At 66.7% G+C, this 13,347-nt stretch carries 12 protein-coding genes; 8 read left to right on the plus strand and 4 right to left on the minus strand.

The window, feature by feature from the left end; genetic code table 11:
* Positions 1–15 precede the first annotated feature (15 nt).
* From BM127_RS09385 to BM127_RS09415, 7 genes are all read left to right on the plus strand, one after another.
* Positions 16–909, plus strand: a complete 894-nt coding sequence (locus BM127_RS09385; RefSeq protein WP_091197743.1) for a fumarylacetoacetate hydrolase family protein — start codon at positions 16–18, stop codon at positions 907–909.
* 23 nt (positions 910–932) lie between these two features.
* Positions 933–1,847: a VOC family protein gene (locus tag BM127_RS09390; RefSeq protein WP_091197745.1), complete on the plus strand. Its 915-nt coding sequence runs from the start codon at positions 933–935 to the stop codon at positions 1,845–1,847.
* A 5-nt stretch (positions 1,848–1,852) separates the two neighbouring features.
* Positions 1,853–3,823 (plus strand): acetoacetate--CoA ligase, encoded by a 1,971-nt coding sequence (locus BM127_RS09395; protein ID WP_091197746.1) that lies wholly within the window; start codon positions 1,853–1,855, stop codon positions 3,821–3,823.
* A 1-nt stretch (position 3,824) separates the two neighbouring features.
* A complete protein-coding gene (locus tag BM127_RS09400) occupies positions 3,825–4,127 on the plus strand; it encodes a Dabb family protein (protein WP_091197749.1) in 303 nt (100 codons plus the stop codon).
* Positions 4,128–4,171: 44 nt separating this feature from the next.
* A complete protein-coding gene (locus tag BM127_RS09405) occupies positions 4,172–5,311 on the plus strand; it encodes an amidohydrolase family protein (RefSeq protein ID WP_231263361.1) in 1,140 nt (379 codons plus the stop codon).
* A 504-nt stretch (positions 5,312–5,815) separates the two neighbouring features.
* A complete protein-coding gene (locus BM127_RS09410) occupies positions 5,816–6,286 on the plus strand; it encodes a UPF0158 family protein (protein ID WP_091197752.1) in 471 nt (156 codons plus the stop codon).
* Between the two features lie 259 nt (positions 6,287–6,545).
* On the plus strand, positions 6,546–7,778 hold the full coding sequence (locus BM127_RS09415; protein ID WP_091197754.1) for a DUF6880 family protein: 1,233 nt from the start codon (positions 6,546–6,548) through the stop codon (positions 7,776–7,778).
* 6 nt (positions 7,779–7,784) lie between these two features.
* On the opposite strand, the gene BM127_RS09420 is transcribed toward BM127_RS09415, so the two are convergent.
* Positions 7,785–8,150, minus strand: a complete 366-nt coding sequence (locus tag BM127_RS09420; protein ID WP_139227701.1) for a HepT-like ribonuclease domain-containing protein — start codon at positions 8,148–8,150, stop codon at positions 7,785–7,787.
* A complete protein-coding gene (locus tag BM127_RS09425) occupies positions 8,150–8,623 on the minus strand; it encodes a nucleotidyltransferase domain-containing protein (protein WP_091197759.1) in 474 nt (157 codons plus the stop codon). The genes BM127_RS09420 and BM127_RS09425 overlap by 1 nt, the downstream gene beginning before the upstream one ends.
* Before the next feature lie 990 nt (positions 8,624–9,613).
* Here BM127_RS09425 and BM127_RS09430 point away from each other — a divergent pair.
* Positions 9,614–10,675 carry a serine hydrolase domain-containing protein gene (locus tag BM127_RS09430; protein ID WP_157829616.1) on the plus strand — a complete coding sequence of 354 codons (1,062 nt, stop codon included), beginning with the start codon at positions 9,614–9,616 and terminating at the stop codon, positions 10,673–10,675.
* Positions 10,676–11,000: 325 nt separating this feature from the next.
* Here the strand turns inward: BM127_RS09430 and BM127_RS09435 are convergent, their stop codons facing one another.
* Positions 11,001–13,004, minus strand: coding sequence for a prolyl oligopeptidase family serine peptidase (locus BM127_RS09435; protein WP_091197765.1), 2,004 nt, complete (start codon positions 13,002–13,004; stop codon positions 11,001–11,003).
* Complete coding sequence (locus BM127_RS09440; protein ID WP_231263349.1) at positions 13,001–13,270, minus strand: CGNR zinc finger domain-containing protein; 270 nt, start codon at positions 13,268–13,270, stop codon at positions 13,001–13,003. Before BM127_RS09440 ends, BM127_RS09435 begins: the two co-directional genes overlap by 4 nt.
* Positions 13,271–13,347 lie beyond the last annotated feature (77 nt).

The raw sequence follows: 13,347 nt of genomic DNA on the forward strand, positions 1-13,347 counted from the left end.
AACCAGGAGCACACCATGCAGCTCGCCAACGTGGACGGCCACGCCGTCCTGATCACCACCGTCACCGGCACCGGCGTCATCCACGGCATCGACGTCGCCGAGGCCAGCGCCGGCAAGTTCGGCCCGGGCCTTCCGGCCCTCTACGAGGACTGGGACGGGTTCCACGCGTGGGCCGACACCCTCGACACGACGGACCAGCAACCCGTGCTCGTCACGCGCGACCAGCTCGGCAGCCCGTCCCCCGCGCCACGCCAGATCGTGGCCATCGGCCTGAACTACCGCAGCCACGCCGCGGAGTCCGGCTTCGAGCCGCCGACGGGTCTGCCACCGACCTTTACCAAGTTCGTCACCAGCCTCACCGGTCCCGACACCGAGATCGTGCTGCCCCCGGGCGGCAAGACCGATTGGGAGGTCGAGCTGGTCGTCGTGATCGGCCGGAGCGCCAGCGGCGTCGACGAAGCTGACGCCTGGGGACACGTCGCCGGCCTCACCATCGGGCAGGACATCTCGGAGCGGGTCACCCAGCTCGCCGGCCCGGCACCCCAGTTCAGCATCGGCAAGTCCTTCCCCGGGTTCGCGCCAGTCGGACCCTGGCTGGTCACCGTCGATGCGGTGCCGGACCGGGACGACCTCGCCCTCGGCTGCGCTGTCAACGGCGAGACCGTGCAGGACGGTCGCACCAGCGACCTGATCCAGTCCGTGCCAGCACTCATCGCCAGCCTGTCCACCACCATCACGCTGCTGCCCGGCGACCTCATCTTCACCGGCACCCCGGCAGGCGTGGGCGCCGGGCGCACTCCTCCGAGGTTCCTGCAGGACGGCGACCAGCTGCACAGCTGGATCGAGGGCCTGGGCGAGCAGCGCCAACGCTTCGTCGCCGCCCCACCCGCCCAGACCCCCGGCGCCTGACGACGCCACCGGAAGGACTTGCCATGTCACTGCACAGACTCACCTCCATCACCATCGGAGTTCCCAACGTCGACGAGACCGTCGCCTACTACGAGGAGTTCGGTCTCACCCACGACGGAGACGGCAGCTTCAGCACCACCGACGGCGGGCAGCAGCTTCGTATCGCCTACTCACAGGTGCGTCGGCTCCTCGACATCGGCATCGGCGTGGACGACCCCGATGACGTCGACCGGATCGCCCAGCAGCTGCGCGCCCTCGACCTCCCGATCGAGCACACGAAAGGTGCGGTGATCACCGAGGAGCCGATCGCCGGCTTCCGCGCTGCCGTCTCGGTCAGTCCACGCATCGAGCAGACCTCGCAGCCCACGCCCTACAACGGGCCGGGGCGCGTCGATCGGTCCGGGCGGGCTCCGGGCGTGCTGCGCGAGGGGCCGGTCAAGCCGCGCAAGCTGGGGCACGTCGTCATCGGCTCCACCGACCAGGAGGCCACGCAGCGATTCTTCACCGACGGCATCGGCTTCAAGGTCAGTGACCGCGTGCCCGGGCTGGCCGCATTCATGCGGTGCTCGACCGATCACCACAACGTGCTCGTGCAGCAGGCACCCGTCAACTTCCTGCACCACACGTCGTGGCAGGTCGAGGACATCGACGAGATCGGCCGTGGTGCCACCGCGATGCTGGAGAAGGACCCGGGGCGCCATGTCTGGGGGTTGGGTCGCCATCACGTCGGTTCCAACTTCTTCTGGTACCTCAAGGACCCGGCCGGCAACTTCTCCGAGTACTACTCCGACATCGACTGCATCGTCGAAGATGCCTTGTGGGAGCCCGGCGTCTGGGAGGGCACCAAGGGCCTCTACAACTGGGGTCCGCCTCCGCCGCCGTCGTTCCTGGCCCCCGAGGACCTCGCGGGCATGATGACCGGCGCCCACAGCGGCTGATCGAGATGAGCCCCCCACCCACTCCCGTGCCGGCGACGACCACCCGTACCTCGCTTGACCTCTTCGTGGAGGCCGCGGCGAGCCGCTACGGCGTCGTCGCCGGCGACTACTGGCAGCTGCACCGGTGGTCGATCACCGAACCCGGCCAGTTCTGGGAGCTCGTGTGGGACTTCTACGGCGTCCGTGCCTCCACTCCGTACGACCGGGTGCTCAGCGACGACCCGATGCCGCACCAGCGCTGGTTCGAGGGCGCCCACCTCAACTACGCCGACCAGGTGCTCCGACACTGCGACCGTCCCGGCGCCGCCGTCGTCTCCATCCACGAGGACGGCACCCGCACCGAGCTCCGATGGAGCGAGCTCGGGCAGCAGGTGGCCGCCTTTGCCCACACCCTGCGCGCCCATGGCGTACGCCGGGGCGACCGCGTCGTCGGCTACCTGACGAACTCCATCGAGGCGATCGTGGCGTTCCTCGGGTGTGCATCCGTAGGAGCGGTCTGGGCGGGCTGTGCCCCGGACTACGGGGCGGCGGCGGCCGGCGATCGGCTGCGGCAGCTCGAACCCACCGTCCTGGTCGCCGTGACCGCGTACCAGTGGGCCGGCACCATCGTGGATCGTCGAACGGTCGTCGCCGAGCTCGCCCACGATCTGGGGGTGCGGACCGTCGTCTGCGTCGAACGGTCCGGGCTGGCCCTCGACACGTTCGACGGCGTCGAGGTCGTTGGCTGGCAAGACGCGATCTCCCCCTCGGTCAACCATGTCGAGGTCGAGCAGGTGCCGACCGACCATCCGCTGTGGGTCCTCTTCTCCTCGGGCACCACGGGCGTACCGAAGGGAATCGTCCACGGGCACGCCGGTGTGCTCCTGGCGCACCTGAGCCTGCTCGGACTCCAGCACGACCTGGGGCCTGGCGACACCCTGTTCTGGTACACCACAACGAACTGGATGCTGTGGAACGTGGTGGTCTCCGCCCTGCTGGTCGGTGCCACCACGGTGGTCTACGAGGGCAGTCCCATCCATCCGGGCCCTGATCGCCTCTGGCAGATCGTCGAGCAGGAGCAGGTCACCGTGTTCGGGACCAGCCCCGGGCACCTGCAGCACAGCGCGTCGTCAGGACTGCGCCCCAGCCGCGACCACGTCCTCGGCTCCCTGACCCAGGTCGCGGCTACCGGCGCCCCTGTCGCCCCAGCCCTCTTCGACTGGGTACGCGACGAGGTGGGACCCGATCTGCCGCTGGTGTCGGTCTGCGGAGGGACGGACGTGGTCAGCGCATTCCTCGGTGGAGCTCCCAACCTGCCCGTCCGCGCCGGCGAGATCTCCGGCCCGCAGCTGGGCGTAGCGGCCTCGACCTTCGGGCCCGACGGCACACCGGTGCGGGACACGGTCGGTGAGCTGGTCGTCACCGCGCCCTATCCCTCGATGCCGATCGGCTTCTGGAACGACCCGGACGGGTCGAAGTACCACGCTGCCTACTTCGACACGTTCCCCCAGGTGTGGCGCCAGGGTGACTGGGCGACCCACACCGGCCACGGGACCTTCATCGTGCACGGTCGCTCGGACTCGACCCTGAACCGCAACGGCGTGCGAATCGGGTCCTCCGACCTCTACCAGATCGTGGAGAAGGACCCCGCCGTCTCCGAGGCCCTGGTGCTCGGGGTCGAGCTGCCCGACGGTTCCTACCGGATGCCGATGTTCCTCGTCCCGTCCCCCGGACACCAGCTGACCGCGGCTGACCTGACGCGGCTGCAGGCCGCGCTGCGATCCCAAGGATCGCCGCGCCACGTGCCGGACGAGATGCACGTCGTCGACGCGATCCCGCACACGAAGACCGGCAAGAAGCTCGAGATCCCGCTCAAGCGCATCCTGCAGGGCGTCGAACCGGCCGACGCCGTGAGCGCGGGCGCGGTCGACCGTCCCGAGCTGCTCTCGTACTACACCGTCCTTGCCCGTCAGTGGGCCGAGGAACGGAGCGGTTGAGATGCACCATCACGTCATCGTCTTCCGCTGGAAGCCGGAGGCCGACCCGGAGGCGATCAGGAAGCTCGCGGACGGGCTCCGCGACCTGGCGGCCTCCCTGCCAGGCGTTGTCTCGTACGCATGCGGAACCGACCTTGGGATGCGAACCGGCAACGACGACTTCGGCATCTCGGCGGTGTTCGAATCCGCCGACGCCTTGCAGACCTACCTCGACCATCCCACCCACCGGGGGCTGGTGAGCACCTACGCCAGCTTGTTGCTTGCTGACAAGCACGGCCTCCAGTTCGCGGAAGAAAATTCATGACCACCGGCAACGTCACACACCCCACCCCGACATCAGGAGATCCCATGCCCACATCCCGTCCCCACGCTGGGGCCGGATCCGCCGATCCTGCGCCCGTCCACACACCGCGCTTGAACCGCCGGCGACTCCTCCAAGGGTCTGCGGGCGTCACACTCGCTGGCGCCTCTCCAGTCGCGCTGACAGACAACGCATCTGCATCCGCTCCGTCGCGAACCTCCCTCCGACGGATCCCGAAGATCGACGTCCACGCCCACTTCCTGCCGACCGACTATCGACAGGCCCTGATCGACAACGGTCACAGCGCGCCAGACGGATTCCCTGTGCTGCCGACCTGGAGTGCACCAGCCCACCTGTCCATGATGGACAGCCTGGGCATCGGCACCTCGATGCTCTCGATCAGCAGCCCCGGCGTCGACTTCGGCGCCGACAAGGTGGAGTGGGCGCGACGAGTCAACGACACGGGCGCCAAGACCGTCCAGGACAACCCAGGCCGATTCGGGCTCTTCGCGTCGCTTCCGCTGCCCGATGTCGACGCCTCGCTGGCCGAGATCCGCTATGCCTTCGACACCTTGAAGGTCGACGGAGTCAGCATGGAGACCAACTACGACGGCATCTACCTCGGCGACAGCCGTCTGGATCCGGTGTTCGCCGAGCTCGACCGACGCGGCGCGGTGCTGTTCCTCCACCCCACGTCACCGTCCTGCTGGGAGGCGACCTCCTTGGGCTACCCGAGGCCGATGCTGGAGTTCCTGCTCGACACGACCCGGGCGGTATCGAACATGGTTCTCAACGGCACTCTCGCCAGGTATCCGCACATTCGGCTGATCGTCCCTCACGCTGGAGCCGCGCTGCCCGTGCTGGCAGACCGCCTCGCCGGCGTAGCCGGCCTCTTCCCGGTCGGCGGACAACCGAAGGGTGAGGTCGACGTGATCGCCACGCTGCGCCGTCTGCACTACGAGGTCGGGGCCGGATGGCCCTTTCCGCGTCACATCGCCGCATTGCTCAACCTGGTCGACGCCAGCCAGCTGGTGTTCGGATCTGACTTCCCGTTCGGCGGAGCACCGGGTATCGCAGCGAACATCAACTCGCTCATCGACACCGACCTCATGCAGCACAAGGAGGTTGCCGGGGTTCTGCGCGAGAACGCACTGCAACTGTTTCCCCGCCTGCAAGCAGTCCCTTGAGCACATTGCCTACCGCCGTCCCCGTCCAGAACACCTGCATTCCCGCAGCACGGCCGAAGCGAAAGCGCCGGCCTCGGCTTCGTACCCCAGGATGCGACCACGGTGCGAATTCATACACCCCTCCTTGGCATGCAGGTGCCGACCTTGGTCCACAAGTCGACCAGGGGGCCAGTCGTCTACAAGCGCCTTCCCACAGAACCCACCTCGATCTGCAAACGGTGTATGTCGAAGAAGCAGAGGCGCACTGCGAGGACGGGCGCGGGGGTCTGCGACACCTACAAGATGTGTGGAGACCCTTGGGCTGAATCGTCAAGCATGACTGGGGTGAAGGGTTTAAGTGCGAGCGTGCATGCGGTCGTCGCCGTCACGGACAAACGGCGGTCCGGGCCCGGCGCGCTATCGCACCTCACGGAGACGAACTCCTGGACGGCGTCAACCCCGCGAAAGTGCCACCGTCAGTCCACGGACCTGTCGAACACCGCGTAGGGGTTCTAGCCTGAACGGATGTTCCAACTCAGCGCAGTCGACGTAGAGGGGGTTGCAACGGCGCTTGCGGATCAGACTGACTACGAGCACCGATGGCTGATCGATCCGCGAACGGGCGAGGTCGCGTTCTGGACCAGCGACACGGGCATCGACGGGGAGAACCCTGTCGAGATCGATGAGTTGGATCTCATCGCCATCGACCCGCTCCCGTCGTACGTGTGGTTTCAGGACATGGCCGACTTCGCCGAGGGCATCAGCGACCGCGAGGCCGGCCAACGCCTGAGCCATGCACTGCGAGGGCGAGGACCGTTCCGACGATTCAAGAACGAGCTCTACGAGCACGACCCCGAACTGATCTCGGCCTGGCACAACCTGCGCGATGTTCGAGCGCAGCGCCGAGCCGTCGAGTGGCTGCGCGACCAGGGGCTCATCGAAGACACCGCTGAGGAAGAGTTCTCGACCGACCATCCAGATCCCGATCTTCCCTGAGTCATCGCGGGAACCGGGCGCTGATCGGGTCAACCCGGAGTTCTTTTCGCGACTCTGAGCCTCGACCTGCCAGAGGCGTCATGGCTCAGGAGGGTGCTGAATGGGGGTGGGGACGGGCGATGGCGTGGTGGAGATCGGATGGGATCATGACGACTGAGCGATGTCGTGGGGCCAGCGGCTGTTGGAGACCCGGGGAAGGTGGATCAGGCATGGTGACGGAGGGTCCGGACTGGCGATCGGAACGACAGGTCGAGTCGAGATGACCACGCTCGCAGACGCCGTACTCCCGCTGATCCGCACGCGCTCGGACGTCGATCGATGGAGCGCGGCCAACGCTCATGGGCAGCAGATGCATGACGCTGTCGACATCCTTGAAGCCGCGATCCCGACGACGCCACCGAGCGAGATCTACTCGGTGACCCACAAATCACTCGCCTCCGCGATCAAGGTGATCGCCCGAGCCGACGACTCCAGCGGCATCATCGGCGACGCCTGTCGTCGACTGCTGGAGCTCCATCCGAAGGCGGCTGCGGTCGCGGCTGCGCCGGTCAGCACATTGATCGATTGGATGATGAAGTTCCAGTTCGGCGATGAAGAGGTCGACTACTTCGAGCTGGATCCTGTGGCGTACGCACCCGCTCTTGGCGATGTCGGTGTGGAGGCGTACCGAAAGCGCTTGTCAGAGGTCGAGGCGCGCCTTGGCCCCCGGCCCTCAGAGGAGGATCGTTGGACGTCGGGCCACTCGCATGAGTGGTTCACCCTCGACTGGAACGCGCGGCGGCTCGCGGTCCTCGATCACGACATCGAGTCGATCATCCGGACCCACGCCAAGGACCGAAAGGTCGCGGCCTGGGTGCAGGACACCGCCGAGGCCTTCGACGAGATCGGTGAGATCGACCTGGCCATCGACTGGGCGAAGCAGGCCACTGACTTCGACCGCGGGCTCCAATCACTCAAGGCGGCGGACTACTGGTGCGGGCTCCTCGAGGAGCACCGGCCGACCGAGGCGCTGCAGGCCCGGCTCTCGGTGTTCCGAAAGTGGCCCTCGTCGACCTCAGCCGCGCGACTGCACAAGGCCGCCGGCAACGCCTGGCCCGTCTACCGCGATGAGGTCGTGGCGACCCTCGCGGCGAGTCCCAATGACGCCGTCATGTTTGCGCTGCTCACCTTGAAACAGCCGGAGTTCGCGTGGAACCTCGCCCATTCGCTGGCCCTCGACAGCGACCACACGTGGAGCGAACTGGTGAAGGGGTACGAGAAGGTCGACCCGATCGCCGTCCTCCCCATCTATCAACGGCTCGTCGAGAACGAGCTCGTCGAGGCTGGCGCCCATCACTACCAACTCGCCGCTCGGCGACTGGCGAAAATGCGCAAGCTCGCCGCGGGTTCCGAGCATGCCGTTGAGGTCGATGAGTTGATCGCCGAGCTGAGGGAGACCCACCGTCGCCGTCCGCGGCTGCAGCAGGAGTTCGACCGCGCCGGGCTCCCGTGACGCTGCTCAGCCCCGCTGGTCGCGATCAATCGCGTCGTTAGCCTGCGCGACAAGTTCCGTGACCGCCCGTTGCCACCCGGCGAGATCCACTGAGAGCGTGCCCCAGCTAATTTCTCGGTCGATCTCGTCGTACTGATGAATCAGGAAGTTCCGGTTCGAGATCGCATCGGACCACTGCACTCCGTTGGGAGCCGGGACGTCGAGCCGGTCCAGGCGCCCGGCGGCTTCGCCGAGTTTCATCATGAGGGAATCGCCCGCCTCCTGGAGCATCGCGTCACTCAGATAGGCGTCCTTGCCGCGAGCGACGATCTCCGCAGAGCGGGCAAGCCAACCCTCGACGTGGAGCAGTTCCTTGGCAGTCCGGCGATCCATCACAGGAGGACCGCCTCGCGCCGGATGTCGTCGTCGATCCGTGGCTTCAGTCCGCCGCGGGACACCAGATCGATCTCCCTGCCGAGCACGGTCTCAAGCAGATCCTTGAACCTCACGAAGTCGAAGCCGCTCGTCCCGGCGGGGGCATCAACAAGCAGGTCGATGTCGGAGTCGGGTCGGGCCTCGTGCCGGGCTACCGAACCGAATACCGCGAGGTTCGTGTAGCCGTGCGTGGTTGCCAACTGCTTGAGCACCGGGGCGGCGGCCTCCACGAGAAACCCCGGATCGAGTGAGCGAAGATTGGGTGCAGCGGCCAACTGCTGGCTCACCGCCGGCTGGGAAATGCCCACAGTTTCCGCAATCTGGCGCTGGCTCATCCCTGCGGCCTGCATGGCGCGCAGCACGAGGACCCGACGCAGGCGAGCGAGTTCTTCATCGCGCCGGGCGCCCAGGTATTCAGCCACGAGTGCCATAAGGCAACCTTATCACCATTCGCATCGCTCACGGGCTTGAAAATCGAGCCTTTCCGGAGGGCTCGTCGTCGGGGGACTCTTGGTTCGGGCCTGCCTTGTCGTTCATCGTTTCACCTTCCCTTCGGGTCGACCCGACGTTCGACGCTACGGACCGGGGTCCGACATCGGCCAATCGATCGCGTGGCTCCACTCCGGCCTGCGCGAACGCCGCACATCCCCTCGCCCGTCCGCCTGGGACGGGCGACCATGGACGGGCGACCAGGGACGGGCGCAAAATGGTGCTGTCTTCCTGCACAGTAGGGACATGGAGCACGTCGCGTGAGCTTTGGACTGGAAGTGTCGCTGACTCGAGCCGGCGGCGGCCTCGAACGACCAGAACCGCAGGTCAGACCGGTGATGCTGAATCAGCAGGACCGTGTGCTGCGACGGACGGCAAGTGGGACCGCCGACGCCTCTCGGATTACGCGCCGTTCGTGGCCTCGACACCGAAGTCGTCGCTCGTCGGGTGTGACCTGGAGGCACTGCACGGCGCCCATTTTGGCAGTACCAGCAGGCGCTGGACCCCGCCGCCTTGGGGGCCATCCGGAGAACCGTCCGGCGTCTGGCGGCGGTTGTCGACGTCGGCTGCTCCCGTTGTCTAGACAACAGCGTGGTTCGGGCGCGGCAGACGTACCGTGGCACAGGAGGTCATAGCAATGTTCATGTGGACCGTTCTCGCTGTGCTCGTTCTTTTCTTCATCTGGGCGGGCTGGAAACTGAAGGGGCGCACCCAGTCATCAGGCCCCGATCTTCGCGCCGAGCGTGATCGCCGGTCGGGACGGTACGAGTCGGGCAACTCATGATCGAGGCGCAGTCGGGGTGTGCACGGCCCATCCGAGCGCGCTTCGAGTCCGTAGCCTGACAGCACTAACGCAGACTGGTCCAGACACGAACTGGTCCTCCTGGAGTGCGGGGAGGAGAGTGGTGGAGGTGTCCCGGTGGATTGCTCTAGTGATCGTGCTCGGCTCGATCTTGACCGCTTGCTCTGGTGAACCCCGTCGGGAACCCGCTTCAGGCCAGACCAGCGAGACGTCCGAGCAGAACCCCGGAGAAGGCGAGCACTCGCTCGCGGCCGTCGCGGCGGCCACCCGGGAGCGGGTGTCGGTGTACGACGGCATCGCCACCGGTGTCATCACACTAATCCGGGTGGGCGAACAGACAGAGGTCATCACGGCTGGCCGCGCCCAACGACGCCCTCGTGTGGCGATGGCACCTGATATGCGGTTCCTCATCGCCAGCATTACCAAGACGATGACCGCCGCCTTGGTGATGCAACTGGTCGACGAGGGCCGTCTCGCCCTTGACGACCCGGCGCGGCGATGGGTGCCGGAATTAAGAAGCCTTCCCCCTATCACCATCGAGGACCTGCTGAGCCACCGTTCCGGGCTGCCAGACACGACACAGGCCGACGTCGATCAGGTAGGAACTGACACACGCCAGCTCGTCGAGAGGGCGGTGGCTCACGGACTCGAGTTCGCACCGGACAGTAGGGGCAACTACTCGAACCTCGGTTACGGGGTGCTCCAGCTTCTCCTTGAACGGATCCGCCGACGGCCCTTCTCCGCGCAGCTCGAGCGTCTAATCTTTACTCCGGCCGGGATGGATTCGTCGACGTTATTCGGCAGGCCCGATGCCCGTGGCCACGTCGACGGGAACGAAGTAACCGGCCAACACCTCATTCGGCTCCTGCCTGCTTCGGGCAGCGTCGTCTCGACGGCACGCGACATCGATGCGTTCTACCAGGCCCTGTGGGGCGGCCGGCTGGTTGCCACTGACCGTGTGGCTGACATGGCCACACCTCGAGGAGACGTGGTCCAGTTCACCGAGTACGGCCTCGGGATGGCGGTGCGCAAGGTGTCGTGTGGAGAAGCGGTGGGCAGCTCCGGCCGGGGCGAGGGGTTCAGCATCGACGCCTACACATTGGCGGAGACGGATCGCTCGACCGTCGTGATGGTCAACGACCACCTGTCCGACGCCCTGCCAAGCATCGTCGAGACCGCTCTGTGTGGCTAAGGACGGCACGTGGCCCCCGCGCGTCGCCGAACGGCTGCTGGATTTTCCTTCGCAGTGTATTGGGATGTGTCGCTGTAGCGGGGCCGTCGCTCGCGAGGGTCTGTGGAGTCGACGCCGCGCCGCGAGCGTCCTACTCCGATTGGCACCTGTGGGTCGCCATCGAGCGAGGCGTACGCGAACCGGCCGGGGATGCCCGAGGCCGGCAGCTCCTGCGAGAGCGGCTCGCCAGGAGCTCGGTGCCGTTCATCTCGGTGCTTCTTGTCCGGTTGGTGGATTCTCGCGTTGAAGGGGGAGCGTCCCGGTCTGAACATCAGTTCATACGATGTCACCCGGATGACATGTGGTTCCTCGACAGGGCCCAGCCGTAGAAGCACAGTTCGTCGACATCCTGCTCGATGACCGCTGCCAGCGTGGTGCCGCCGTCATGCCCGGAGTCGCGCAGCGGCAGCAGCAGGTACGGCCCGCCGTCCGGGGCGTCGGCCTGCATCCGCGCGACCATCTTGACTGGATCGTACGGCGGCGCCACCTTGTCATTCATCGCCGGCACGAATGCGACCGCCGGATAGCGAACTCCCGACCGGACGTTGTGGTACGGCGAGTACCCGGCCAGGTATGCACCTTCGACTGGATCGTCGGGCGAGCCGAACTCGACGGTCGCGGTGCGCCCGTTCTCGAACCGAGTGAATCGGATCATGTCCAGAATCGGCGCACGGCAGAACACAGCCCGGAACGCATCCGGCGCCTGCAGGGCGGTGACGGCAACGAGGAGGCCGCCGTTGCTGTTCCCGCGCGACACCAACTGATCGGTCGTCGTGTAGCCGTTGGCGACCAGCCAACGGGCGGCAGCGATGTAGTCGTTGAACGCGTTCTGCCGCTTGGTCCCGATCGCCGCCTCGTGCCACTCGCGTCCGTACTCGCCACCGCCGCGAATGTTGGGATAGGCAAGGGCCCCGCCGCTTCTCAGCCAGGCCGCGTGGACAGGTGAGTACCACGGCGATACGTCGATGTTGAACCCGCCGTACCCGCTCAGTCGCGTCGGCACTGGTCCGTCAGCATCCTTGGGCCGAACGACGAACATCGAGACCTCAGTCCCGTCCATCGACTCGTACCAGACCTGATGGGTCACAGCGTCTATCGCCACCTCGGGCACGTGGTACCCGGTGAGCTCGTCGACGTCGAAGTCGTAGCGGTAGATCGACAAGGGCTGGACAAACGACTGGAACTCGACCCACACCTCGTCGCCGTGCCAGCTCCCGGTGACACCGCTGACAACCCCGCCACCCTCGTTCCCGGTCACCGACCCGAGCGCCGGAAGCTCCACGTCGCGGATGCGGCGGCCGTCCACGTCATGCACGGCGATCCGGTGCGACGCCGCGTGGGAGTAGACCGCGTACAACCGGCCACCGATCCCAGCGACGGTCTGAAGCGTGTCGTCAGTCTCGGCAATGACGGTGTGCCACTCGGTCGGACTGCGCATCGACGCCTTGCAGAGCCGGCCGCGCGATGCGTCGAGATCGGTGACGATGAGGAGCTCGTCGTCGACCACCTGCACCTGATTCACCGCCTGCATGGTCGCTGCAACCGGCACCAGCTCGTCATCGGCCAGCCTCAGGAGGAACACGACGTTGGCGTGGACGAAGTGCCACTGGTACAGGACGGCGTACCGACCGCACTCGCTGACGCTCACCGAGCACCAATAGTCCTCATGGCCACCGAAGACCTGCTTGGCAGGTGCATCCGATCCGATCCGGTGCTCGTAGATCGACTCCTTGCCGTCATCGAGCGCGGCGTAGAACAGGGCGGACGAGTCGGGCCGCCATGCCGCGTCCATGTGATTCGACCCACGTAGACGATCAGGCCGGACCAGCCCGGTGTCGACCTCCATGACCTCGATCCGCGCGTCATGCGTGCCGCCCAACGCCTTGCCGAAGGCAACGAGCCTGCCGTCGGGTGACGGCACGGCGTACACAAGCGCCTCTGTGCTCGGCCAGGTGTTCGGGTCGATCACCGTCTCCAGCCGTCCGTCGAGCTCTCGGCGCATCGTCAACATGAGCTTCTCGTCGCCGAGACCGGCCTGCCAGACGAACTCGCGTCCACCGGCGCGGACCGGCCGCGACAACCGCTCATAACGCGATGCCCTCGCCACCTCGGCTCGCAGCCGCTCCCGGCCGGTCACGGCATCGAGAATGCGGTGCGTCGCCGCCTCCTGCTCCTCGATCCAGGATCGCGCCTCAGGGTCGTCGAAATTCTCCAGCCACTCGTACGGATCGGGAATCCACTCCCCGTGGAACCAGAACCCGCTGGCCGGATCGCACCGCGCCGGCCTCACGCCGCAGCCTTCCGGGCGCGGTGCGCGGCGGCGGCACGGACGCGGCTCTGGCACTGCGGCGAGGAGAACCGGCGCTGCGCGTTGCGGGCCACGTCGACGAACATCCGGTCGAAAGCCAGCGCCGCACAGATCACGACCCGACCAGCCAGATCACTGCCGATGGCGAGCGCCAACCCGGACGTGCAACCGGCCGCCGAGCCATCGGCGAGCATGTCGTCGGCGCCGTAGACGTGCAAGGCCTTCGACTGCTTCCGTCCAAAGCACATGGCCTCAGCGTATGTCCGCCGCACACGTCCGCACATGCTGCGATGGCTGCGTCTTATCGCCGCCTTTGGGCGTCAAG

It is taken from the genome of Nocardioides alpinus (genome assembly GCF_900112035.1).
Classification (GTDB): Bacteria; Actinomycetota; Actinomycetes; order Propionibacteriales; family Nocardioidaceae; genus Nocardioides; species Nocardioides alpinus.

Bases quoted from the DNA above. Each gene is read 5' to 3' on its own strand.
- BM127_RS09410 (WP_091197752.1), top strand. From the start codon at position 5,816: ATGTTCCAACTCAGCGCAGTCGACGTAGAGGGGGTTGCAACGGCGCTT.
- BM127_RS09405 (WP_231263361.1), top strand. From the start codon at position 4,172: ATGCCCACATCCCGTCCCCACGCTGGGGCCGGATCCGCCGATCCTGCG.
- BM127_RS09415 (WP_091197754.1), top strand. From the start codon at position 6,546: ATGACCACGCTCGCAGACGCCGTACTCCCGCTGATCCGCACGCGCTCG.
- BM127_RS09400 (WP_091197749.1), top strand. From the start codon at position 3,825: ATGCACCATCACGTCATCGTCTTCCGCTGGAAGCCGGAGGCCGACCCG.
- BM127_RS09390 (WP_091197745.1), top strand. From the start codon at position 933: ATGTCACTGCACAGACTCACCTCCATCACCATCGGAGTTCCCAACGTC.
- BM127_RS09395 (WP_091197746.1), top strand. From the start codon at position 1,853: ATGAGCCCCCCACCCACTCCCGTGCCGGCGACGACCACCCGTACCTCG.
- BM127_RS09425 (WP_091197759.1), bottom strand. From the start codon at position 8,623: ATGGCACTCGTGGCTGAATACCTGGGCGCCCGGCGCGATGAAGAACTC.
- BM127_RS09385 (WP_091197743.1), top strand. From the start codon at position 16: ATGCAGCTCGCCAACGTGGACGGCCACGCCGTCCTGATCACCACCGTC.
- BM127_RS09440 (WP_231263349.1), bottom strand. From the start codon at position 13,270: ATGTGCTTTGGACGGAAGCAGTCGAAGGCCTTGCACGTCTACGGCGCC.
- BM127_RS09420 (WP_139227701.1), bottom strand. From the start codon at position 8,150: ATGGATCGCCGGACTGCCAAGGAACTGCTCCACGTCGAGGGTTGGCTT.